The organism is Enterovirga rhinocerotis, from assembly GCF_004363955.1.
GTDB lineage: Bacteria > Pseudomonadota > Alphaproteobacteria > Rhizobiales > Beijerinckiaceae > Enterovirga > Enterovirga rhinocerotis.
In genome coordinates, this window is the sequence record NZ_SNZR01000013.1 from 817,293 (window position 1) to 840,843 (window position 23,551).

The following is a 23,551-nucleotide window of genomic DNA, read 5'->3' on the forward strand; positions in this document are numbered from 1 at the left end:
GCTCCTACGTGTAGAGGGTCGGGAAGTTGTCGCGGTCGAAGAAGGCATTCGGCCCCGTCGGGACGTTTAGATTGCTGCCGTCGACGTATTCGAGCTTGCCCTCGGCGGACGCGCCGTCGAGGCTGGCCTCCTCGAACTCGAGGCCGGGGATCACGGAATTCGGCTTGCCGAGGGCGGCGAGGCCGGCGGAGCCGATCACGTATTCCCGCACGGTCGCTCGGATCGGCTCGTCGTAGTCGAGCGCGGATTTCAGCTGCGCGTAGATCTGGCTGGACGCACCATCGATCCGCAGGCGCCCCTCGGTTGGGCCGTCCTTCTCGGCGCCAGGCCGGATGAACGAGAAGAAGCACAGGGCGTGGTCGACGATGCTGTTGTCCTCGAGGCGGAGCGAGACGACGCTCTCGACCTCCTGCGGCTCGCCGATCACCATCGCGAGGCGGACGGGAACGGTGAAGCCGACATGGCTCAACTCGATCGTCTGGACGACGGTCTTGTCGAACCCGCCGGAGGAGTTCGCCTCCCGCATCGCGGCATCGTAGATGCTCAAGACACGGCTCCGACGGCCCGGAGATAGTCGCCGACCTGCCGGTACATGCCGGCAGCCTGCTCAGGCGTCACGGACGTCCCGATCATGACCGCCGCGATCTGACGGGCGGAGAAGGCGTTCATCGATCGCAGGATCGACATGTTCCCGCTGCCGAACGCCGTCGGGGCCTCGGTCTGCGTCGCGAGCAATTCGCCGTTCCGGTAGATGTTCACCGCGTTGCCGTTGCGGGAGAAGCCGAAGAGGCCCTGGCCAACGGTGTTCGGCGTGTCGAACTGCGTCGACGAGTTGGCCCGCACGCGGAAGATCGTCCCGTTCGAGATCTGAAGGCTCGAGAGCGTGCTGCCGATCGTCCCGAACTCGCGGCCGGTATCGGCGCCGGTCGTCAGGGACCAGACGAAGACCGACATGTTGTCGGGCGTGACGCCGGGTACGCTGGCGAGCGTGCCGCCGAGATCGAGGTGGCCCGAGACGCCGTCACCCTTGAAGCCGCGATTGATGCTGAAGGCGGGCACCGTGTCGCCGCCGAGCGCCGCGGTATAGGTGCCAGGCGCCTTCATGTTCGTCCGGCCGATCGACGAGAAGCGGTTGGCGAAGAGGTAGGCGATGCGGAGGCTGTCCCACACGCCGTCCTGCTTCATCCCGGCGATGAAGGCGTTGGCCCGGACCCGCCTCTCGTCGTCCCAGTTCTGCTCGCCGGTCGTCGCGAACAGCGCGCGCGCCTCGTCCTCGTATCCCCGCCAGTTCCAGACCTTCACGACCAAGCTGATGATGGCCGTGTTCCACGTCATGTAGCTCAAAGGGGCAAAGCCATTCTCGCCGATCGAGAACTGGCACTTCCTCGGCACGATCAGGCCATTCGGGAGAACGACGGGCGCCGTGAAGGGCGTGACGCCCATGTTGAGACCGAACTCGACGAAGTTGTCGAAGATCGGGAGCTTGTCCAGCGAGAGATGAAGATCGATGCTGAGAGGGGTCGGAGGGCGGCCGATGTACTTCCGCCGCATCCGCTCGTTCCCGCCCTCGAAGGGCGAGACCACAGCAGCTGGGTAAAGCCCCGGCGATCCACTACCCTGAACGCTGCCTCGGAGCGGAGGCAGAGACGCGGGCCAAACCGGGAGCGCCATCTCAGCCCCGGTTCATCGCGGCTTGGTTCGTCAGGAAGACGTCCTTCGCCTCCCCGCGATTCCGGCCCGCTTTCGAGGCCATGCGCCGCTCGGCGGCCCGCACGAAGGTCTCGAGCTGGATCTGTCCGTCCGGCCCGCGCGTCTCACGCTGCTCGACCTGCGCCCCAGCGTAGTTGTGAACGGTATTGGAGACCTGGATGGGCGCGCCGCCGCCCGCATTGCTCGGCATGACTGGAGCCGCATACGTCGTTGCCGGCCAGACCTCCCCGCCAACCGCGTACCCGGCCACGCCGCGACGCATGGCGTCGACGACTTGGGGCCCGCCCGCGCGAGCGACGTCGTGCTGCGACCAGACGACCTCGCCAGCGTGGACGATGCCGCGCGGCTCGTACATGCCGCCGGGGCCGGTATAGCCGCCGCCCGAAAAGCCGGTCGAGGGTCCGGCCGCGCTCGCACCGCTCGCTCCGAAGAGGCTGAACGCGCCCTTCCCGACGGAGCCGAGCACATCGACGAGGCCCGTCAGCGCCCCGCCGAGGGCCGGTGTCTTCGTCGCGACCGTGTCCTTGAAGACGTCGATGGCACCGCCGGCCGCATTGGTCGCCGTCTCGATCGGCTGCGTGATCTGGTGCTCAAGGCCATTCCTCATGACCTGCGCCCTGCGCTCCAAGCCTTCGCGAAGGAAGCCGAGCCCACCGGCTCCAGTCGCGCTCGTCGAGTAGTCGTCGCTCAGCCGCCCTCCGACCTTCGAACCAGCCTCAGGGAACCTCCATTGCTCCTCCCAGTAGGAAATTGGCCGGTTGAGAGCCGGCATATTCACCCGGCGCTGAAGCTCTGCCGAGCTCGGCGGTATCAGATCGCGGCTCAGCGAAGGCGGCTGAAGCTGGACCGGTTCACCACGCTGGAAGGGCGAAAGCGGCGAGCTCGTGACACTCGCGACCGGATATGGGGTGATTGGCGTCTGTTCCCTGTACGGGAGGATCACACCCGGGTCCGACGTGATCGGCGAACCGGAGCCGCTGCGGGTGAAGCTCAAGACGCGGCCGCCCGACGAAACGATCGTCCCGGCCGCCGACATGGGCGCCTGGACGGTTGCTCCGCCACCGATACCCGCCATGCCCGCGGCCCCTCGCCCTCCCAGCCCTGGGATGAGCCCGCCGATGCCTGCACCGCCGATGTTCACGACACCGGCGGTGACGGACATCGTACCCGTGGCCGTCTGGCCGATGCCAAGTACCTTGGAGGCGACGTCTCCTAGCGAGCCGGTCTGACCATTCGCACCCATGAGCGCCGGCAAGCCGGTGCCCTGGAGCAACCCGCTGAGCCATCCACCGTTGCCGGTCCCGTCTCGGCCCATCAGGCCCTCGATCAGCGGCTTGCTGATCATCCGCTCGAACATCTGATCCTGCATCCGGCCGAGGCCGTTTATAAGCCCGTCGATAGGGCTCTTGCCCTGCCGCAGGTCGCTGAACATGCCGGTGAGGAGGCCGCGGGAGCCGGACCGCATCTCGTCCATGCCGGCGATCGCGTTCTGCTGCGATAGCGCCAGCTCGTCCGTCGCGGCCTTGGCGCGACCCATCTGAGCCGCGAGGGCCTCCCAGCCGGCGCCGTATCGGTCGGTCACGGACTGACCGTAGCGAGTTGCCTCATTCAGCATATCGAGCCGGGCGCGCATCGTCTCCACCGCCTCAGGCGCCTGCCCGAAGCTGTCGCGCTGGAATTCGAAGCCGCGTCGCATCTCCTCGAGGCGCATGTTGAAGTCGCGCTGCGGCACGAACGAGTTCTCGATGCTTGCCTCGCGGCGGCGGTTGGCAAACCGCTCCCGAATGTCGGCGATGGTCTTCGCCGAAGCGCCACGGTTGCGCAGCAGTTCTTCCGTCTCTTCGTTGGCAATAGCCTGCATCGTCCGCTGCATCGGCAACAGACCTGCGGTCTTGAGAGAGTACTGCGACTGCCGGAGGGCATCGGCGGCGGCCTTCTCGTAGCGCGCCAGTGCCTCGGTCGTGGCCAAGATCGCGTCGGTTTCGGCGCGATAGGCCTTCGTGATGTCGCCCTTTGCCTCGAGCCGCTTCTGGTCCGCAGCAATCGCGGCTTCCTCACCGGCCGTCAGCGCCCGGATCGAGCGCAGATTGATCTCGTGCTGCTCGGACGCCCGCTGGTCGGCCGAGATACTCGTCTCCTTTGCCTTCCCAGCCCTCTCGATGATCTCGCGGTACTTGTCCGCGGAAATGCCCGCCTTCTCAAGATTCTTGATGACGTCAGGGTCGTTACGGGACGCAAACAGCTTGTCGAAAGAAATTCCGAGCTCGCGCAACTTGCCAATGTCAGGGTCAATACCCTCGGCAATACCCTGGATGTCGCGCGACGCTGCGGCAGCATCCTCCTCCCGCTTACGCCGGTCCGCATCGCGCTGCTGCATAGCCGCGACTGTCGCGTTCATGGCTTGCTGGGCGCCGATCTGGCCCATCCGTTGGGGGTCAGCTCGGTCGGTGATGCTCACCTCGGGTGGCCGAACGCCCTTGTTCAAAGTTTCGATGAGCGCATCGAGCCCCTTCTTTGCAGTGTCCCAAAGCAGTGGCAGGCCGGACAGTATCTCGCGGTGATTGGCGAGGCGCTTCGAAAACGCGTCCATAAGGGCGGTGGACGCCGTCAATCGGTTGCCGGACAGAGCCTGAGTCCGAATGAACGTCGCCGTGCCCGCATCGACCCGACCGAGGCGCTCTTCCAGCATCTCAAGGCCACGAACGGGATCGGCAATAGCCTGAGCCCATTCCTTGCTGCCTTCTACCGCGTCCTGACCTGTCGTGATTGAGTAATCGCGGGCCGACTGCATCACCCGGTCCATCAGGCCCGAATCGCGGATCCCAGAGCGGGCGACCACCCCGGCGAGATCGCGGGCGCCCCCGTATGTCAGATTCCCCGGGCCGGCGTTCCTCTCGGCAAGTTCATTCAGGCCCTGCAGCGTCAGTCCCGAACCGTAGCCGCGACCGGTCAGCGAGATCCTGAGTTGCTGCTGAGCAGCCTCAAGCCGATAGACGCTGTAAGCCGCCGCCCCCGCCAGCGCGACGAGCCCGCCGAACGCGACGCGCGCGGGCGTGACCATGCCCAGCAGGTCATCCTTCAGCGCCTTCAAGCCGCCACGGACGCCGCCCTCGTGATCGCCGAGGATCTGGGCGATCTGTGGGCCCTGCTGTGCGGCGACCATGAACGGCGATTGCCCCATGATGAGGCCGCCGATCACGTCATTGGCTTGATAGGCAAGGTTCGTCCGCTGGTGAGCCCGGAACCCGCCCTTGCCGGCGCCGAAGTCCTGGTTGACCCGGCGGAGGACATCGGCCTCGTGCTCCACGATCGCGAGGTACTGCGCCTCGCTGATCCGCCGCTGGTCGACCAGTCGCTTCGCGTCGGCGAGGGCTTGATTATGGCGCTCCTGAGCCGCCCCGAGCGGATCGGCGCGCTGCAGAAGCTCGTTCCGGGTCCGACCGAGGCGGTCGAACTCGACCTGCTGCTCGCGGAGCGCCTCGGTGACGCGATCGGCCTCGGCGCGAAGGGCGCGCTGCTCCTCGACAGCCCTATCGGCGAGAGCGGAGAAGGATGCGCCTCGGCTTGTGGCGGCCGGGCCGCCGATGCCGAAGCGCTCGTTCAGCGAGCGACCGAACTCGCCGCGCTCCTGCTGGTATCGAGCCGTGTCGATTGCCGCCCGCCGCTCCTGCTCTTCCTGGCGCCTCTGGGCGATCTGACGCTCGCGCAGGACCATGGCCCGATCGATGGCCGCCTGTTCGGCCTGCTCTTGCCGAGCCCGCTCCTCAAGAGCCGAGAACGATGCGCCCTGAGACGTAGCCGCCGGGCGCTCAGCGCCCACGCGCTCGCGGAAAGAGCGCCCGAACTCCGCGGAGTTCTGAGCGTGGCGCGCGGCCTCGATCCGCTCCCGATACTCCTGCCATGCCCTGGAACTGTCGGCGATGCGCCGCTGGGTCGTCTGGAGCGCCCGGTCGATCGCAGCGGACTCCGCCGCCACACGGGCCATCTCGGCGCGGACCTCGGGCAGCTTCTTGCGCGCCAGTTCGAAGTTGCGGCCGAACTGCTGAACGCCGATCCCTTGCCCCAGCGCCTGGTCGAGCGCCTTCACATCGCGCTCGAACTGCTTGAGCTCGCGGTAGCCGGGGACGGTGCGCTTCAGGAAGCTGTCGTAGGCGCGTTCCGTCGAGATGACGGACTTCTCATTGCGGTCGAGAGCTTGGCCCGCGGACGAGGCGGCACGCGCCATCTCCTCGAAGCCGCCCTGCATAGCGCGCAGTTTCGCCGCGGCCTCGGATGCGCCCGGCACATCCGCGCGCATCTCCAGGCGCCTGATGACGTCTAGATTGGGCATCTACGATGGCTTCCGTTGCCGTCTCGCCTCGGCCTCTTGGCGCCGGCGAGCGTCGTCGAGCCAGACCTTGTCCATCGCGCCGATAAGGCGATGGAGGCGATCGAACTCGTCGATGTCGATGATCCCGCAGCGGCGGGCATAGGCGTCGAGCGCCTGGAATGGGATCGGCCCGACTGAGCCGAACCCAAGATGGCGGTCCCCCTGCAGTGCCCAGAACGATGACCACGCGAAATGCAGGTGGTCAGGGAGTTCCGGCCGCTTCGCGAGGGGCGTGTCGTTGTCGCCCTCGGCGGCCCAGAGTTCGAAGACCTCGATCTTCGAGCCCCATGCCAATTGCCACTCGAGGGCGGCCGTCAGTCCCGGCTGTCGGCCTCGATGTCCTTGGCGTCGCCGTTGGACACCTCGCTCGCGGCCCATACGACACCCGCCCGAAACAGCGCGTAGTCCTTGTCCGCCAGCCACGTGTCAGCCTGCTCGCGCGAGTAAGGCACCGCCTTGTCGTTGTCGTCGGTGAAGCCGCCCCAGTCGACGAGGATCGCCTCCCGAAGGCGTTCGGTCATGTTGGCGGCGGCGGCGTCGTTCGTGATCGTGCCGCGCCGCAGCCGGTTCTGCTTGTCGATGATGCGCTGGTCGTCCTTGTTGCCGAAGGCGCGCACCTTGACCCAGGCATCCTCGAAACGGGGGTCGAAATCGGCGAGGCGGACGCGGACGCCGGCTTCGGCCTTCGCGCTGTCGATCTTGATGGCGGACATCTTCACGGGCGGACGCTCCTCTTGGCCGGCGCCGCCTCGGGCGCAGGCCTTTCCTCGACTTTGGGTTCAGGCTCCTTCGCGTGGCCTTTGCCGATAGCGAGATCGGCGAAGTCGTCGGGAACCTCGACTACCTGCCCCTTCTCGAACGCGCGCTTTCGGCCGCTCGGATAGCCGGTGAAGTCCTCGGTTATTTTCACGACACGCATCTTAAACCTCTCCAGGCAAGATATGTTTCCAGTTGTGACCGGCATGTATGCTGTGAATGGTGCGCTGGCTTACGCCATAGAGACGACCAATCTCGCGTTGACTGATCGTCTTTGCCCTTGCCATGTCTCGTATCTCTAGAACTTGGGCGACAGACAGCTTCGCCTGAGTGTGACGTTCGCCGCAAAGTAACGTTCCGTGCGCCCTTTTCTCGATGTTGTTCTGCTGCGCGGTCGCCCAACGAAGGTGGAGCGGATTCACGCAGCCATGCTGTCCGCGCCCACAAGAGTGCGCGGCGTGCACCTTGGACCCCTCACCCGGGCACGGTCCGTGAACCAGGATGCACATCACGCGGCTGGCGTGTTGGATACGCCCTTCGTAGGTCACTTCGCCGTAACCGGCGGTGTTTCGCCCGAACGGCCACGACAAGCACTCGTCCGAAGAATGGTCTACGTGAGCGCGGAGCCATTCAAGAAGGTCGCCGTGCAGCTTCCGACGGACGCATGCGGAGCCCGTTCTCATAAGCCTTCGATAGTGGGTGTTGCAGTACCCGCGAGCGCGCGACGGCTTGTTGCACCCATCCAAAGCGCATAAACGGCCAGAAGCCATGCCGAACCTCCAATGTTCGTCATCGGTTAGAGCCCGCACATCGTTGACGCGATGTGCGGGCTCGACCCTCTTAACTCATAGGCAAGCCCTATTCCACGGCGCTTAGGCGACGGCGCGGGTCACGACGATCGTCGCCTGAGCGGTCGCGTCGAAGATCGCCGTGAAGGGCACGGTGATCATCACGTCGTCGTCGTTGCCGCCGGCCGGGATGTTCCCGTCGCCGAAGCGGACCTTCGGGAGATTGAAGGTGTACTTCTTGTTGGCGTCGGCCCCGATCGTGAACGAGAGCGCGCCCGATCCGTGGTCGAGAACGGCCTGGTAAATCGCCGGATCGGAGAAGTAGAGCTCCATCTGACCCGTTACCCGGCAGCGGCCAAGCCCGAACTCCTCGCTGTAGAGCGAGCCGACGACCGGGCGCTCACGCATGCCATTGTCGACGTTCAGGCTCAGCGACATCACCTTGGGGGAGGTGACGTTTGGAATTGTCAGGCTCGCGACGTGCGAGCTCGAGTTCATGATCTGCTCGGTGCTGGCCGGCGTATAGGTGGCGCCCGTCACGATGGCCGTCGCGAGCGTCTCCTTCTGTGCCATCAGGCCGAAGGAACCCTCCACCTTCGCTGCCGGGCGCAGATCCAGCGAGAAGGTGTTGAGCATGGCCCCGGTGAAGCGCGAGAAGCTGTCGGTCGCGCCCATCTCGCGGGTCTCTTCGACCGTGAAGGAGGTCCGCAGGATCCCATTCTTGAGGATGTTGGTCGCCCAGCTGCCGCAAAGCACAGCCGCGAGCCAGTCGTCGAAGGAGCCGTAGCTCATCTCGACCGGATACTCGCCGGAGGCCCGCTGCGAGACCTGGATGAGATCGGCCACGTTCCGGTCGGCGCGCAGCTCGTCCGACTCGACCGTGGCCTTGTTCGTCCGCAGGCCCGAGGCGCGCGTGGTGCGCAGCGTCTTGAGCGTCGGCGTGGCCGGCGTGACGCCCCATGCGCTCTCGGCGACGTAGGCGATGCGCGTGAGCGCGTGATCCGCGAAGGGCATCGGGAACTCCTCAGATTGTCGTGAAGGTGGGCGGCGCGTCAGCCGAAGAGCGTGTGCTCGAACCCTATGGCGAGGGGCACTCGGTAGTACCCGCTCTCCTCATTGCGATCGTCCATCTGAGGGGATGTCACCGCCCAGCACTGGACCCCATCGAAGGACTGGCCGCGGAAGAGAGAGGCGAGTTCATCTGCCCAAGCGAGCGCCTGGTTCAACCCGGCGTTTCTCTCGGCGCCGATCACGAGGCGGATCACGCCCTCTTCGACCCACAGGTTGTTGCCCGGGTCTCCGATCGAACGCATTTCTTCGTTCGCCACGGGGAACTGCACCGTGATGAAGCGGCCGCCGGCAGGGTCGGCATCGCCCGTCTCGTTCGGACCAACCACCAAGACCGGATCGCCCGACGAAGGCTGCCAGTAGCGCTTGGGATCATCGGCTGGCCCCGTGAGAGGACCGAGCCTGTTCAAGACAGCGTTGACGACAGCGAGGCGGGCCATCAGCGCGGCCTCACGACGACGCTGGGCTGCCTGCGGAGCCAATCCTCAGCTAGGCCAGGGCGCCCACCACGGCGGGCCTTCTGCCTACGACCACCGGGCGATCGCGCCCATTCGTCGATCCCGCCGATAAGGAGCGATCGCCAGCTGAAGCCGATCCGAGCGACGTTGCCAAAGCGCCGCTGAGCGAGCATCGCCACCGCCTCGTAGACGCCGTCCGGGGCCTGGCTGGAGAGCCCGTTCTCGATCTTTCGAGCGTATGGCACCGTCGACGCGAACACGGCTTCCTCGAACAGCGGAGGCAGTGGCGCGCCGTCTTCTTGGGGGCGGCCGTCGATGATCAGGACGTGTGAGGAGCGATAGAGCCCGGGGTGACCAGGGCGGCGATCCCCGGCTCTGCCCACGGGCGAGTGCTTGATCAGTTGCTCGCGCACGTACTCGATGGTCGGCGAGATCAGGTCCCATTCCGCCACGATCTGACCGTCTGGGCGGACGCTGTCGAGCGATCCACCGCGCCTCCCGTCGACGATCGTCGCATAGGGGGCGGGGCGTCCGAGGACCGCCGCGTTCACCTGATTGGCATGCCCGATCTGCTCGCGGGCGTACTCGGCGAACGCCTTGCTGCGCTCCGCAGCGCTGAAAATCTCCGGGAAGGCGACCTCGAGCGATACGCTCGCGCCCTGGATGCGGGTCCGGGCCATCAGACGAGAGCCGCGCCCCCGAGCAGAAGCTCGTAGGCGATGAGTTCCCCGGCGACCCGACGCTTCGTGTCATCGACCTCGTTCACGGTGAGTGTCGTGTTCCCGATGATGACCTTGTCGGACCCGCGACGGAATGGCAGCGGGAATCCTGACGCATGAAGGGAATCGCGCATGACGATCGCCTTCCGGTCGCTGAGGTTCACGCCGCCCACCAGCTCGGCTTCGCCGTAGCTCACGAGCCGGATTCGCACGGTCCTTTCGATCGGCGCCGCATTGGGAACGACGCGGCGAAAGGTGACGTTCTCGCCATGCGCCGCGATCTGGCGCGCATACATGGCGCGGGCGGCCGCGGGGGTCATGCGAAGACCCTGAGCCCTGAAAGCATCTGATCGATAGTCTTCGCGATCACGAGGCCGGCAGATGGCGAGACGACATACCGGGTCGAGCCGACCCCATCGACATCCTCCTCGGCTATGAAGAGATTCTCGGCACCGACCGATTTGGCGTTGTTCACGCCCAGCACGATTGCCTGTTTCACCCTCTCGGGGACAGCCCCCGTCGTGTCGCCGTCGTAGCCGGCCCGATAGCGAATTCTCAGGTGACCGGAATCCGCGATTGTAGGCCACGACGTAGCCGGCATTACTCGCCATGACCGAAGCCGGACATGATCTTCCGGCGCGGAAAGCGTGCGCTCAGTTCCGTCTGGATCATCGTACTTGACCGAGAGCAGTTCGATCAGCGGCTGGTAGATGAAGCCCGGTGGGCCATAGGCCACGTCACAGGCGGTCAAGTGCAGTTCCAGGGTTTGCGGCCCAAGCGCCCGACCGAGCCAGCCCGTAGGGCCATCGATCTGCTCCGTCGCCGCCTGGATCAACGCCGCGACCTTGGCATCGTTCGCGACATGATCGCCGGGCACCGCTTCCGGAGTAATGAGCGGCCCAGGAGGCGTGATGACGATGGTCCTCATCGGCCAGCAACCTTCGCCAAGAGCGGGTACAGATCGACCGAAACCGTAGAGCCGTCGGCGTTCGTCAGCGTCAGGATCGCCTCGTCGCTCACGTCCAACCCGATGACAGGCAGGCCAGGTTCGCCCCGATCCCCTTTCTCGCCGGACTGACCTCTCTCCCCCGGAGCCCCGCGCTTTCCCTGCGAAGCAAGCAGTTGCCATCCATCGCCGGGGCAAGGACCGGGCTCATCTTTACGAGCAATGAAAGAACCACCGTTGAGCGCGACAACGTCGAGCGCCGAGTAGGAGGCGTCTGCTGCCCAGGTCCCGCGAATGGCGATGGATCGGCCAGCCTCGCCATCACGCCCGGACGCCGCGAGGCAAGACCAATCGGCATTTGGCGGCATCCGAGCCGTGTCGCGAAGCGCTTGGTAGGTCGCTCCGGACAACGTCACGACGTCGGCCTCGTAATAGACGCGGTCTTCCCATTCGCGGGCGACAGGAAGTTTTCCCGGCGGGCCTTCCTCACCACGAATGCCGGGTTCACCCTGCGGACCCCGGTCGCCGTCGCGCCCGTCCTTGCCATCAAGCCCAGGCGCACCATCGAGGCCCCTCTCTCCGTCGGTCCCACGATCGCCTTGCGGCCCTGGGTCACCCTTCTCACCAGCCGGACCATCTCGGCCAGGCGGGCCACGTTCGCCCTGCTCGCCTCGCTCGCCGGGGGCGCCGTCGACACCATCCCGACCGTCCAGGCCGCGTTCACCTGGCGGGCCCTGACGGCCTTCTGCTCCATCAGCACCGTCCCGACCCACCTTGCCTGGAGGACCGCGCTCCCCTGGCGCCCCATCTGCGCCGTTCCGGCCGTCTACGCCGTCACGGCCTGGAGGCCCGCGTTCGCCCGTCGCCCCATCGCGTCCCGGAATGCCGGGCTCCCCTGTGTCGCCGCGAGCGCCAGGCGGGCCCTTTTCCCCAGCGGCGCCGTCCAGCCCATCTCGACCATCGGCTCCGTCGGTCCCTGGCTCGCCCTTCTCCCCGCGGTCACCGTCTCTCAGCGACGCAAGCCGCTCGTCGACACGACGTAGGATCTTGTCGCTCAACTCGACGTTCGACGCCCGCGACTCGGCGACCGTCGCGCGAAGGTCTGCAATCGTCGCGCGTGCTTCAGCCTCGATGCCCTCGCGCTCACGCTGCCATTGTCGGCGCTCGGCCGCGATGACATGCGCAAGCGCCTCCCGTAAGGCCGAACTAGGCGACGAGGCGGCCGAGTTCATCCGCGTCCCGCAAGAGGTCGGCTCCGTTCCAGCCGAGGGCCTGATCTCCATCTTGTCCCTCGGTCTTGTCGTTCGCCGGAGATGGCAGTTCGGGCCCGCCAGGGGCTTGGGGAGCCGAAGGATCTGGAGGCCGCATTGCTGTGCCGTAGCTCAACGGCACGACCTGCTGCTGCACACGAGGCATCGCACCGTGTCCGCCCGGCACTGCGGGAAGGTCTTCCTCGGCGCGACCCTCATCTGGGCTGTAGATGCCGCTGATCACGCCGCGAGCGAGCGCCTCGATCCGATCCTTGTAGGCGCTACGCAACAGCGCACGGGTATCGAACTCAAGGTACTCGTCGGGCAGTCCGCGGAGCCCGAACAGGAGCCCGAAGGCTTCCTCGATGTGGTTCAGCGCAAAGCCTAGACCTGACGCGATCCACGACTGCATCAGCAGCTCGGTGGAGGCGAAGGTCGGGCCGCCGAGACCGAGCACCTGCAACGGCAGACGGAATGCCATCGCGACGCTCTGATCGGTAATCTTGAGGAGGTCTGCGAGTTGGCCGTCTTGTGCGGCAGTCGTGACTGGCTTTGCCTTAAGACCCCACGAGATGATGGGCGTCTTCCCTACGTTTTCGCCTTGCGTCTGCTCATCCCACCATTCCCGAAGGTCGCGCGACTGCTCGACCGTCAGCTTTTCGTCCGTCTCAAGGATGAACGAAGGTCGGGCCTGGTTCAGATAAAAGGCGACCTGTTGATTGAGCGCCGCATCCGACATCGCCCGCTCGAGCACGGTCGCGAGGATCGGGCTTTCACCCTTCAACGGGTGCCTCGGCGTATGAAGGCGGATGTGAAGGACGTCGCGGGCGGGGATAGGAAGTGAAAAGTCGTAGCGCCTCTCGAGGATTTCGTTTCCCGACAGGCCATAGAAGATCGATCCATCCTGCGCGACCAGCGGCTGGCCGCGGCGCATCAGGTGAAGTTCGCTCGGCTCTCCACGGTTGTTCCGGATCACCACGCCGAAGGCCTCGCCCTCGTTGTAAAGGCGGCGCGTCGCGTTCAGCAGCAGGTCCGACATAGACTGATAGTCATTCGGACGCTTCAGTATCCGGGTCAGCGCCGACCCGGTGACGCGCTCGCGGCCGCCGTTGTCCAGCTTCCGCCAGTGATCACCGGGGCACATGGCGACGGTTTGCGAATATGCGGAGACGCAGGCCTCCACCATTGCACTACCTTGGCCGTAGGGATGCAGACGGGAGCCGCTCTGCCACCAGTTCCAATGCTTGCCAGCGCCCGCAGACAGGATCCCATCGACCAGCATGTACGGGCCAGGGCGCGAACGTCCCTCGCCCGCACGTGCGGCAGTCGGCCGGAATATGCGGGTCAGCCAGTTGGCCATCGGGGGTCAGCGAGTCTCGTAGTCGACCGGCTTCGCCGACGTCTTCATATCCCGACGCGTCTGGCCGCCAGCGACCGAACGCTCCCGCATCTCGTCGAGGTCAGCCTGGGACGGATAGGGTTCGGGGGCGGTTGCGGGAGTTGCCTCGACCTTCGTCGCGGGTTCGGTAGCGTTCCCAGCAGCTTCGTCGATCCGCTTCTGCAGTTCAGCGGCGTCCCAGCCATTGAAGGCGTTCTTGCCCGTGGCTTCCTTGTAGGCCGCTCGCAGTGTTTCGACGTCAGACATTGGCATCCTCCTTGGTTAGAGCGGGGCAGCAGCGCCCCGCTCTCAATTCCACGACCGGTCAGGTTAGGCCGGCGCCCAATCCACGGCAGCGATGTGCTGGACCATGCCCTGACGGCGCATCGCCCAGGTCACGTCCATGATCATCCGCAGCGCGAGCTGCGCAGTCTGGAACATGCTCTGGGCCGGCGCGGCCGCCACATTCGGAGTGCCGGCAACGCCGATGTGGACCGGAGCGGTGTCCTCCATATGGAGAACCGTCTGCTCGCTGACGTCGAACTCGGGCGCATCCCCGGCCGCCGTCGCGAAATCCGCGGCGTCGATCAGGTAGACGTGACCGGCCGGGATCGTCGTCGAGCGGATGATCGTGAACTCCTCGAGGAATTGTGCCGCCCATCCGAAGCCGGAGGCATTCGGGCCGGGGGTCATCTTCAGGAGACGGGCCTCCTTCGGATTGAGCAGCAGGACGAGGCTGCGTCCCGCGTTCGCGGAATCGAACGGCGCGGCCAGCGTGGCGATGTCTTCGAGGATCGCCTGATAGCCGCCAGCGGTCGAAGCCGTGAGCGCAGTGACGCCGTTGGTGAGGCCGGCCGGACGCGTCGCCGAGCCCGCCACGGCGTCGAGCAGGAGCGTATCGATGGTGATCGCGGTGTCGGCCTGGATCTCCTGGCGAAGCAGACCTTCGATCTGCGGGTTGGAGTATCGCGCGATCTCCCGGCTGAACACGGAGATGACGCCGAGCTTGTTCGGCGTCAGCGTGACGGAGGTCAGGCCCATCCGGCGAACGGGGATCGGCGCACCTTCCGCGACGAACGAGCCGCTGACGGACGGCGTCGGAGCCCGGGAAGGCAGCTTGATCGCGGCGCGGCCGGGACCGAACGACAGCTTGGTGCCGAGCCCGGCAAGCTGGGGGTAGATCGAGATCGGCCGCAAAGACTCCATGAAGGCGCCCATTGCGGTCTCGACGAGCTCGGCTGCCCAGCCCGCAGTCGTGGTCTTGGCACCCTCGACAGCCGCGCGAACGACGACCTCGGTTGCCTCGTGGCCGCCGTAGCGGTCCTCCATGATGCGGATCGCGTCCTTGCCAGTGGCGAACGCCAGCGCGTTGCAGACCGCGGCGCGGACGATCAGGTCTTCCGGCTTCGGCTCGCGCAGGTTAACGCCGAGCGGCTTCCGCACGGACGGCAGCTTGGGCTTGTCGCCGCGCTGATCTCCGCCGCCATCAGAAGTGCGGCTGGCCAGGGCCTGCTCGGCCCGCTTGAGCGAGGCAAGCCGGGTCTCGCGCGTCTCGATCTCGGCCGAGAGCGCCTCCGTCTGATCGGTGTCGCCGCTGTCGTTGTCGAGATGGGCGGTGAGGGCGTCACGCGCCGCGTTCAGCTCGCTCTGCGCATTCTCGATGCGCGCGGAAAGGGTCGGGGACATGGATGGTGCTTCCTTGAGAGGGGGCAGGCCCACGCGGGATCGCTGCTCGTTCGGAGACTGGGCTTGCTCGCCCGTGGGCACGTCCCGTCGCTTCGTTCCGGCTTGCTCGCCATCGAATGCCAGGGACAGTGTTTCGTCGGAGAGGTTCATGGATCGGGCGACGGCGAGCGCATTCGCGTTGCCGGGCACCGAGACCACGCTGATCTCCAGCAGTTCTTGCTGCATGTACTCGTAGGGGTCGCCCTTCTCGCCGAGCTTGACGACGGAGAAGCCAACCGATGACGCCCGCAGGATTCCTTGCTCCAGCAGGCTCAGAAGCTCGTCGATCCGAGCGCTCGTTCCGCGAGCGGCGGGGACCAGCGTCGCGAGCACCTTCTCGCCCTCGACCCGGATGTTCTCCCAGCGCCCCATGACGAAGTCCGAGGCGTGGCCGAACAGCGCGATCGGGTTCTTCCGGAAGGAAGTCAGCAGCCAGCCGTTCGGGTTGATGCGGGTGCCGTAGCGATCCCGGCTGCCATCGGAGACGACAAAGTCGTACCCCCCGCCGGGCGTAACCGCCTCGCGATGATGAACCTTCGTCATCGGATCGATACTCCGTCAGGCCACCATGGCGCGGACGTTGAGAACAGCGCCCGCCACGGGGTCTCGCGCCATGATGTCGACCGCGTTGAAGGCGGCGATCAGCGGATCGATCTTGGCCGAGCCGGAAACCGCCTTGGTGATCAGGATGGCGTTGCCGCGGGGTTCGACCTTCGCGTTCCCCACGCACCACGTCATGAGCGCCGATCCGTCGTGAATGAGGTTCCCGGCCGCCAGTTGGCGCTCGGTACTCTTGATCTTGTCCGACATGGTCCAGCCCTGCCGGACCGGCTCGACGCGCTCGGCGACATCGAAGCCGCGGCGCCTGATCTCGTCGAGGATCTGCACGATTCCGACAGGGTCGACACCGATCGCCCGGCCTTGCGCCAGAAGCCCGGACTGATGCACCTGCTCGATCACGTCCACAACGCCGGTGACGTCCTCGTCGGAATCGTCCGGAAGCACCGTGAGCGTCTCCTCCTTGCGGAAGTCGATGAGCCGCGGCGCGATCTCCTTCCGTCGCGTCAGGACGCAATCGTGAGCCCAGGCCCGGCACCAGAGAAGCCAGCGCCGCGTCCCGCGCTCCCGGCCAAGCACGGCCAGGCCAAGCAGGTCGTCCAGCCCGCCACCGTCGATGCCGACTGCGACGACCTCGGATCGCTCGAGGAGCGCGTCGAGCGTAATCGTCCGATCTGCGGCCTTCAGCCAGTGATCGGCGCCAGCCCAGCGGTCGGTGCGCAGACCGATGCCGACCTCGACGTTGAAGTGCTGCGAGGCCAGCAGCGCGAGAGCCCCGATCCCCTCGCGCTCCGCCGCCGTGAGCTGGTCGACGAGGTAATCCTCTGAGACCGAGATGCCCAGGTTCGGGTTGACGAGCTTCCAGTTCTCCCGGCGCTTCCAGTTGTCGTGCGCGACGAGGTCCGCGGGCAGCTCGTACAGGATCGGCAGGAGGGCCATCTCGAGCTTGCCGTCCCGGACGTCGCGCGCCTTGGCGAGTTCGGCCTTGAACACTCCCGCGGGCGGCTCCTTGGACTGCGTGGTGATCTGCAGCAGGAAGCCATCCGGCCGGGCCGCGAGACCACCGCGGACCTCAATGAAGACCTGGTCCGCCTTCGCCATCGCCGCGAAGACGTGCGTCTCGTCGATCAGGACGAAGGTCGCCTTCGAGCCCGTGATCGCATCCGTGTCCGCCGCCTTGATCTGGATCTGCGCCAGCGTCCGACGATGGGTGATCGTCTTGATGTGCTCCTGGATGTGGAAGAGCTTCGTGAGAGCCTGGTCGAGCCGGATGATGCCCTTCGCCTGCTTGAAGGCGATGTTGGCGATCATCTTCGTCGGGGCGATGAGCAGCAGCTCTGCCTCCGGCCGCCGGTTCATCAGGGCCGCCGTGACGATGACCGCCGCGGCGATCGAGCTCTTCCCGTTCTTCTTCGGGATGAGAAGGAAGAACTCCCTGATCATCCGCTGCTTGAGGGCGACGTCGTAGGAGCCGAAGATCACCCTGACGAGATCGAAGACCCACGGCTCGCACACCTCGCCGTGCGTAGGGTTGCCCTCGATATCCGGCACCCGAAGACGCTTGAAGATGCGGAGAGCCTTCTCCGCCTCGTCCTCGAAGATGGGCAGCGGCGGGACCAGCGACGTCCCGTTCCGAATGGCCGACTCCCAATCGGGGTTGGCCGTCCGCCAGAGGCTCACTGCATCGTCGCTCCGGGCACCTCGAGGTCAGTCCCCCAGTCGGTGCCCTCGGCCGCTGTGACGGCCTCCTGCTGCGCGATCTCCTTCTTGCCGAGCTTCGGTGGCTTCGGCGCGGCCGGCTGTTCGGCCTTCGCGCCCCCAAGGAAGTCCTCCTCAGCCTCGGCCGCCTCCATGTCAGCCTTCAGCATCTTGACGGCCCAGCTCTTGCCGGCCCGCGCCTCACGCCAGACGATCTCGTTCAACTCGGCCCGGCGACGATGCCGCCCGACGCGCAGGGCTCGGCCGTAATGCTTGAGCAGCGTCGTCCGCGAGAGGGTCAGCCGCTCGGCGATCGCCTCATCGGAGATCCCGCAGGCCTTCATCTCCTCGACCCGCTGCACCTTGTCCGGGTCCATCTTGGACGGGCGACCGCCCTTCGACCCGGAGCGCCGGGCCCGTGTTCTCATCGGCATGATCTACGATCTCTGGCGGGCGAGCCGGGCTCGAGCCCCCTTCAGCGTGTTGTGCTGGACGCAAAGACATTGCCCATTGGCTGGATCGAACGGGTTGCCGCCGTCCTTCACCTCGACGATGTGGTCGGCCACCATCCGGTCTCGCGGCGCGGCCTTGTCGCAGCCCTCCGGCCACTGGCACTTGCCGCGCGCTCGCCGGATCACCGCAGCGGACCAGCGCCGATGCTCCGGCGTCCGGTAGATCGCGTCCGCGACCTTCGGTGAGGCCGCGAGCCGAGGCGTCGACGGCGTCAGGCGCGGCGCCGAGGCGGTCAGCCGCGACCCGCTGGGCCTCAGACGAGCCATGGGAACCTCACGACGGCTCGATGCAGAGCGCCGCTCTACCGATTGCAGCTATGGGTCAGTCGGAACCAACGCCATCGGGGCTCGAACCCGAACGTAGAGGACAGGCCGTCGCCAGCCGTGCCCCGTCACGCTCCGCATCGAACTGGTGAACTCGTGCAATTTCTGCACGGGTTGGATGAATCGAGCAGGCCGGGCTCTCTCGGCTTGTAGCGCGGGGCCTATCGGATGTTCGGCCCAACTTGGAGCGGGTTCACCGCCGTCAATGCGCGCGCCGCGCTTCCATCAGCGCCGCTGCTCGAACTGTTTCTCGCGGGCTGGACCGCTCGCTTCCCACCCCGGCTTGGATCAGGCTTCGGTGGTTCAGCGTCCAGCACCGAAGTGCTGCCTACCACTCCCAGCCATCACCTCACGGGCCTAAGCCTCGTCCGTCCGCCGCGAGAACTCGTAAAGCCTGAGCCGCTTTCGTTTAGAAGCGGGGGAGGCTTGGAAAGGATAGATGCGGGCCGGCCTCGACAACCGGCTCATCCCCGGGGGAAGGATTCGAACCAACGATCCCGGCACGTCGTACAAAGCCGGTGGCATAGCTCACCCAGGAGGGTGGTTTCCGCTTGCCTACCCCGCAGATGCCGAGGGTGACGAACCTCTCGGGACACGCCCTTCCGTGCTGCCGCATCTCCGATCCGGCTACAGACTAAGGCTCGACCGCGCAACGGTCCGCCAACTGCCTGCCGTATCGAACTGGTAGCAGGTGCCCGAGTTGAACGGGCTTGGTTCTGGTTATGAGCCAGACGAGATGACCGCCACCTCCCACCTGCGATAAACTGGATCGGGATGCTGGCTTCGAACCCGCATCTCCGGAGCCAAAATCCGGCGTGCTGCCTATTGCACCAATCCCGAGGGATCAGCGCTGCTGTTGAGTGGTCGGGCCGGCCGGATTCGAACCGGCGGGCTCCTCTGTCCGAGAGAGGCGGGAACGACCTGACTTCCCCACGCCCCGAAGGGCTGGGTATGGGAGGCCTTCACGTTCCTTCATGCCGGCCTCCTGTCGATTGTCGCGGCGCCCCAAGCGCAGAAATCAGATGTGCGCCTTTCATATCCGCTCAATCGCAGGCGTCAACGTTGATAAGCGCTGTTTATCATAGACGGCTACATCGATCATTTCTCATTATCGAGAAGCCGCACGGCAAAATCCGCGACAAAGTGTTCAACGCCGGTTTCGAGCCGCCCTCGCAGTACGTCCGAAGGGCGTGAAGCGGACCTTGCGCTTGCCCGACGCTCGAATGCGTTCGCCGGTGCGAAAGTCCAAAGCATCGCGATCCGGCATTTCTTTAATCGCGAATTTCCCGAAGCCAAAAATACACACCTCGCCATCGCGACTGATCCCGGCCTGGATCTGTCGGAAGCCGGCCCGCAGCACGCGCTCGACCTTAGTCCGCGGCCAGCACGTCTCCCGCCGCACCGCCTCAACAAGCTCCGGAAACGTCATCTCGACCTCCAACTGAGCCCTCATTTATCCGGGCCGAGTATCGCGATTTGACCATCCTGGCGAGCCCCGTCAATCCCTACGCGCTGTTCTTGTACAACAACCTGTCTGATTGAATTTGGTATAGGCCGAGAAAAATTCTGCAAATGGCCCCCGATGCGGTCGCTAGCCCCCTGATCTCCTAGACTTTTGCCTCCCCCTCCCCCTTTTCTTTTTTGCTTTTGCTTTCGTTTTTCTATTGACGACTCTGCATTGGCGGACACATATAGCCGTCATGAGGCGCGGCGATGGGGCGGGCGCCTTGGGGAGGATCGGAGGGGAGAGGACGAAGGGAGGCGAGCGCAGCGCCTTGATGCTCTGAGGAGCTTCACACGGTGCGCTTGACCAGCGGACCCCGTGACCGCCGTACGCGGTCGGATACGGCCCAACCCGGAGTGATGGCCATGGTCATGGTCACGTTGCGGGTCACCAAGAAAGGAAAGGACCGCTGGAGTGTTACGCTCCGAGCGGTCCTGACCTGGCTACCTTGGATGACCTAGCCGCTTAGCGCGGCGTGGTGGTCGGGCTGCAACCCCGGCCACCATCACTCCGGAGAATATAGCGGGCCGCACGCATTGCGGCAAGCGGCTCGGGGCGGCGCGCCAACGCCGATCCCGAGCCTGACCTAGACACGATGGAGCGACCATCATGACCAAGGCTGAGATCACCACTACCACGACGCGTGAGGATGCAGAACGCAAGATGCAGCGTCAGGCGGACGTGCTCGTCCAACGTGAAGTGCTCGTCTGCATGTCGAGCCTCGTGGCCACGCTTGCGCAGGGCTTCGGCTTCATCAATCCCGATGGCGGGCCTGTCCGCCGGGAGCTTTCTGCCCTCGCCGAACAGGCAGCGGAACTCGCCTCACCCATCGCTGACTACGAAGAGGCGGCGCGCAACGCCGGATGGAGCGTCATAGGCGGCGACTTCGAAAACATGTCGCTTGCGAGCACCGTTGACCATCCGGAAGACGCCGTCGCTACGGCCAGCCCGGGCGACGCCTGCGGATGGGAGGACCTCTGCGAAGAGTTTGGCCTCGATGCCTACGAAAGCGAGGTGTTCGAGCACTGGTCCGTGACCGAATGGCTCGCCGGCAAGCTGGAGGAGCAAGGCGAGAAAGTCGACCGCGACTTCGCTGGCCTCTGCATTTGGGCTCGCACCACGACCGGGCAGGCGATCGGCATGGACGGGTGCATCCGCGCTATCGTCCAGGCGACCGACTATGCCTCCGCGGAGGCCGCCGCGTGATGCCCGCCGCTCTCCATGGGCCGGATTGCGCCGGCCCTCGCTTCCCGCTCGGCGACGTGCTCGCCGCTTTCGTCCTCGTCTACGGTGGAGCCTTCATGATCGGCTTCGCCACGCTCATGGGAGGGTGAGGCTATGGACCACGATGTTTCGAACTGGCGTTGGGCACCGTTCCGGATCGCGGGCAAGCGCGTGCGGATCGGGAACGATGCGGATGGCTGGACGCATCTCGCAATCGGCAAGTGGTGCCGGGTCTCGCATCGGTCGCGCGATGGTGCGATTCGCACTGCTCGGCTGATGCTCGAAGGGGCAACCGCCTCAGCCTGACGCGACCCGAGGGCGCCAGCCCGGCGCCTTCCAGCCGCTTCATGCGGGCCGGCCGATAGCCGGCTGATTCCGACAATCCCGAGACGATGAAGGCCGCGCGTCCCGCGATGGCCAACGGGCGAGCGCGCCCGAACGAAGGACCACGACCATGGCCTATGTCGATTCCGTGGAAGCATCTGCGACGGCGCCGCGCGAGCCGGTGGACGCGTTCGGCCCGATCTATCCCGCTCTCAACGCGACGGTGGCAAAGGGCCGGCGGGTTGCCGATCCGACACGGGAGCAGCGGCGCGCGCATGGCGAGGCCGTCGGCGCGGCGATTCGCGAACTGCAGCGGCGCGAGCTGCAGCGTGAGGCGCCTCCGCATCGGTGCCCGTGCGCTAGCGGCACCTGGCATTCGGGCGATGACCTGACGAAGGCGATTCGTCGCCAGCATGACGCGGCGCTGCAAGCCCAGGCGAAGGCGGACCGGGCACGGCGGACCGATGCACAGGTGATGGCGCAGTATGAGGCGGCCATGGCGGAGCGGCGCGCCCAGGAAGCGGCGCTCGCGGCGGGCGGGGGTCGTATAGCGGAATCGGAGGCCGCCCGTCCTGTGAAGTCGAGCGCCCGCGGGCGGGATCCCATGGAAGCCGCCGTGATGAAGGCGGATCCCGCATTGCTGCGGGATGTCCTGCGGCGGGAGCCCGCCGGCCGCCTTCGTGATCTCGCCGCGGCGCGCCTGGTCGAACTCGAGGCGGGGCCCGGTCCTGTAGCGGCATCGGATGAGCCCGCGCCGGCCCTACAGGTTGGGCGGGAGAATCGAAATGGCTCTGTAGCGGCGGGCGATGCCTCGGATGCGGCTCCTCGCGGAACGATTGAGAAAGCGGAGGACGACGGCTCGCTCGTCTCGGCCCCGATGCTCGTCCGCGACCCCGTATGCCCGCCAGCAACGTCCGGAGAGGCATGCGTGGCCGATATGGGGATTCCCATAACGGGCGAAGCCGCAGCGGCCGCGCTCGACGACGCGGAGTGCCGGGAAGGCCCCGATAGCCCTGTACGGGCGTCTGAAGGCGTCCGGCGCCTTGGCGAGGCCGGAGGGTCCTGTACGGTCGTGTCAGGATCAGGCGGACCAAACGATCGTCGGTCGGGCCTCGCCGATGCGATCCGAATGCCGAGCGATCCAGTCGCGCGCGGCCTGGCGCGCCTTGGGCTGGGTTTCGCGAGAGACGTGCAGGTTGGGGATGCTCGGGCAGGTGTAGACGTGCTGGTCGCCTTCCTGGGCGTGGACGAGCCGGACCTTTGGCGCTCCGGGCTGCATACGGCCGCCTCAGGCCTCTCGCTGCCAGCGGGCATGCTCTCCGCACCATCCGGAGACCCGCAGGATCGCCGTCATCGCCTTCAGCTTCGCGGACTCCCGACTCCATGCGACCTCGAGCAGCCAATCCGCGTCCGGGCTCGTCGCGACGGTGCGGCCGTCAGGGAGAGGATTGAAGACCAGCCGGATCGTGCCGCGCTGGCGGATGGCGAGCGCCGCCGCTTCCTGCGCGTCGCGGACGATGACCGAGGGATCGAGGGCGCTCATGGCCTCGCACTCTATCAGGGCTGGCCGCCTTGGATAGACCGTCCTGTAGGGGCGTGGTGTAGTGGTGAGATCGATCGCGGGAGGGCGCAGTGTTCGGAAGACTGAAGCAGCGGTGGGCAGAGGCGAGAGGGGACGTCTTGCTCAAGGAAGTTGACGACGCCATACAGCGCGTGTCCAGGTTCCCGCCGCCCCTGCGACACTTCGCATCGACTGCTTTCCATGGCGCACTTGGGGATCTCACGAGCGGTAACGGCCCGGTGCGAACCTGGCATCCGGATATGAGGAAGCAAGCCGCCACGGAACTCAATCGGGCATCGCGACAGCTCTTTCGCAGCGCCACCGACAACGCTATCGGCGAGGCCTCAGTCGCCAGCTCTTGCGGCGGGGCGATATTGTCTCGCTACTTCGAAGCTCTAGACCTGCCCGGCACCCAGGCAGCAGACGCGGTTAAGATGATTGAATCCTGGGCCGAGATCGAGGGTTCGTAGATCCCCCGGGCGCTGAGCCTCGCTTGGCCTGCACTGCCCGTGACCCACACACGCTGCACACGAGCCGCTTCGTCAGCCGGACGAGCGGCGGATCGTCGGGGTGCACCTCCCGCGTCGCCGTATGGCCACACCGAAGGCAGGTGATAATCGTAACGGGGCGGTCTGCCATAACCGTCCTATAGTGGTGATTGAAGGTGAAGGGGTCGTGT

Annotated in this window: 22 protein-coding genes and 2 tRNA genes; 4 read left to right on the forward strand and 20 right to left on the reverse strand. The window is 66.1% G+C overall.

Going from position 1 to position 23,551, the window contains the following annotated elements:
- Positions 1-4: 4 nt before the first annotated feature.
- The 11 genes from EV668_RS15555 to EV668_RS15610 form a co-directional block, all read right to left on the reverse strand.
- Positions 5-547, reverse strand: coding sequence for a hypothetical protein (locus EV668_RS15555; protein WP_133771563.1), 543 nt, complete (start codon positions 545-547; stop codon positions 5-7).
- Positions 544-1,551, reverse strand: coding sequence for a hypothetical protein (locus EV668_RS15560; RefSeq protein ID WP_133771564.1), 1,008 nt, complete (start codon positions 1,549-1,551; stop codon positions 544-546). The genes EV668_RS15555 and EV668_RS15560 overlap by 4 nt, the downstream gene beginning before the upstream one ends.
- Before the next feature lie 121 nt (positions 1,552-1,672).
- On the reverse strand, positions 1,673-6,040 hold the full coding sequence (locus tag EV668_RS15565) for a phage tail length tape measure family protein (protein ID WP_133771566.1): 4,368 nt from the start codon (positions 6,038-6,040) through the stop codon (positions 1,673-1,675).
- Positions 6,041-6,373, reverse strand: coding sequence for a phage tail assembly chaperone (locus tag EV668_RS15570; RefSeq protein ID WP_133771568.1), 333 nt, complete (start codon positions 6,371-6,373; stop codon positions 6,041-6,043). It lies immediately after the preceding gene.
- A 20-nt stretch (positions 6,374-6,393) separates the two neighbouring features.
- On the reverse strand, positions 6,394-6,798 hold the full coding sequence (locus tag EV668_RS15575; protein ID WP_133771570.1) for a hypothetical protein: 405 nt from the start codon (positions 6,796-6,798) through the stop codon (positions 6,394-6,396).
- Positions 6,795-6,998 (reverse strand): hypothetical protein, encoded by a 204-nt coding sequence (locus tag EV668_RS15580; protein ID WP_133771572.1) that lies wholly within the window; start codon positions 6,996-6,998, stop codon positions 6,795-6,797. The genes EV668_RS15575 and EV668_RS15580 overlap by 4 nt, the downstream gene beginning before the upstream one ends.
- A gap of 709 nt (positions 6,999-7,707) precedes the next feature.
- A complete protein-coding gene (locus tag EV668_RS15590) occupies positions 7,708-8,637 on the reverse strand; it encodes a phage tail tube protein (RefSeq protein WP_133771576.1) in 930 nt (309 codons plus the stop codon).
- A gap of 38 nt (positions 8,638-8,675) precedes the next feature.
- Positions 8,676-9,131, reverse strand: coding sequence for a phage tail terminator-like protein (locus EV668_RS15595; RefSeq protein WP_133771577.1), 456 nt, complete (start codon positions 9,129-9,131; stop codon positions 8,676-8,678).
- Positions 9,131-9,829 carry a hypothetical protein gene (locus EV668_RS15600; protein WP_133771579.1) on the reverse strand — a complete coding sequence of 233 codons (699 nt, stop codon included), beginning with the start codon at positions 9,827-9,829 and terminating at the stop codon, positions 9,131-9,133. Before EV668_RS15600 ends, EV668_RS15595 begins: the two co-directional genes overlap by 1 nt.
- Positions 9,829-10,188 carry a hypothetical protein gene (locus EV668_RS15605; protein ID WP_133771581.1) on the reverse strand — a complete coding sequence of 120 codons (360 nt, stop codon included), beginning with the start codon at positions 10,186-10,188 and terminating at the stop codon, positions 9,829-9,831. The genes EV668_RS15600 and EV668_RS15605 overlap by 1 nt, the downstream gene beginning before the upstream one ends.
- Entirely contained in the window at positions 10,185-10,796 is a 612-nt protein-coding gene (locus EV668_RS15610; RefSeq protein ID WP_133771582.1) for a hypothetical protein, read from the reverse strand. Before EV668_RS15610 ends, EV668_RS15605 begins: the two co-directional genes overlap by 4 nt.
- Before the next feature lie 407 nt (positions 10,797-11,203).
- Between EV668_RS15610 and EV668_RS25375 the strand changes: the two genes are divergently transcribed.
- Entirely contained in the window at positions 11,204-11,857 is a 654-nt protein-coding gene (locus EV668_RS25375) for a hypothetical protein (RefSeq protein WP_245513211.1), read from the forward strand.
- A gap of 163 nt (positions 11,858-12,020) precedes the next feature.
- Here the strand turns inward: EV668_RS25375 and EV668_RS15620 are convergent, their stop codons facing one another.
- The 9 genes from EV668_RS15620 to EV668_RS15660 all read right to left on the reverse strand — a co-directional run bounded on the left by EV668_RS15620 (position 12,021) and on the right by EV668_RS15660 (position 19,688).
- Complete coding sequence (locus EV668_RS15620; RefSeq protein ID WP_133771587.1) at positions 12,021-13,424, reverse strand: phage portal protein; 1,404 nt, start codon at positions 13,422-13,424, stop codon at positions 12,021-12,023.
- Positions 13,425-13,430: 6 nt separating this feature from the next.
- Positions 13,431-13,709 carry a hypothetical protein gene (locus EV668_RS15625; protein WP_133771589.1) on the reverse strand — a complete coding sequence of 93 codons (279 nt, stop codon included), beginning with the start codon at positions 13,707-13,709 and terminating at the stop codon, positions 13,431-13,433.
- A 63-nt stretch (positions 13,710-13,772) separates the two neighbouring features.
- Positions 13,773-15,710 carry an HK97 family phage prohead protease gene (locus EV668_RS15630; protein WP_133771591.1) on the reverse strand — a complete coding sequence of 646 codons (1,938 nt, stop codon included), beginning with the start codon at positions 15,708-15,710 and terminating at the stop codon, positions 13,773-13,775.
- A gap of 15 nt (positions 15,711-15,725) precedes the next feature.
- Positions 15,726-17,405, reverse strand: coding sequence for a terminase large subunit (locus EV668_RS15635; protein ID WP_133771593.1), 1,680 nt, complete (start codon positions 17,403-17,405; stop codon positions 15,726-15,728).
- On the reverse strand, positions 17,402-17,851 hold the full coding sequence (locus EV668_RS15640) for a helix-turn-helix domain-containing protein (protein WP_166652489.1): 450 nt from the start codon (positions 17,849-17,851) through the stop codon (positions 17,402-17,404). Before EV668_RS15640 ends, EV668_RS15635 begins: the two co-directional genes overlap by 4 nt.
- A gap of 9 nt (positions 17,852-17,860) precedes the next feature.
- Positions 17,861-18,202, reverse strand: a complete 342-nt coding sequence (locus EV668_RS15645) for an HNH endonuclease signature motif containing protein (protein WP_245513212.1) — start codon at positions 18,200-18,202, stop codon at positions 17,861-17,863.
- Between the two features lie 822 nt (positions 18,203-19,024).
- Positions 19,025-19,099 (reverse strand) — tRNA-Gln (locus EV668_RS15650).
- Positions 19,100-19,120: 21 nt separating this feature from the next.
- Positions 19,121-19,199 (reverse strand) — tRNA-Pro (locus tag EV668_RS15655).
- Between the two features lie 207 nt (positions 19,200-19,406).
- Positions 19,407-19,688 carry an HU family DNA-binding protein gene (locus EV668_RS15660; RefSeq protein WP_166652490.1) on the reverse strand — a complete coding sequence of 94 codons (282 nt, stop codon included), beginning with the start codon at positions 19,686-19,688 and terminating at the stop codon, positions 19,407-19,409.
- 684 nt (positions 19,689-20,372) lie between these two features.
- On the opposite strand from EV668_RS15660, the gene EV668_RS15665 reads away from it, so the two are divergent.
- From EV668_RS15665 to EV668_RS15670, 3 genes are all read left to right on the forward strand, one after another.
- On the forward strand, positions 20,373-20,969 hold the full coding sequence (locus tag EV668_RS15665; protein ID WP_133771599.1) for a hypothetical protein: 597 nt from the start codon (positions 20,373-20,375) through the stop codon (positions 20,967-20,969).
- Positions 20,969-21,097, forward strand: coding sequence for a hypothetical protein (locus EV668_RS25605; RefSeq protein WP_280960112.1), 129 nt, complete (start codon positions 20,969-20,971; stop codon positions 21,095-21,097). Before EV668_RS15665 ends, EV668_RS25605 begins: the two co-directional genes overlap by 1 nt.
- A 344-nt stretch (positions 21,098-21,441) precedes the next feature.
- A complete protein-coding gene (locus EV668_RS15670; RefSeq protein ID WP_133771601.1) occupies positions 21,442-22,959 on the forward strand; it encodes a hypothetical protein in 1,518 nt (505 codons plus the stop codon).
- Positions 22,960-23,551: the final 592 nt, after the last annotated feature.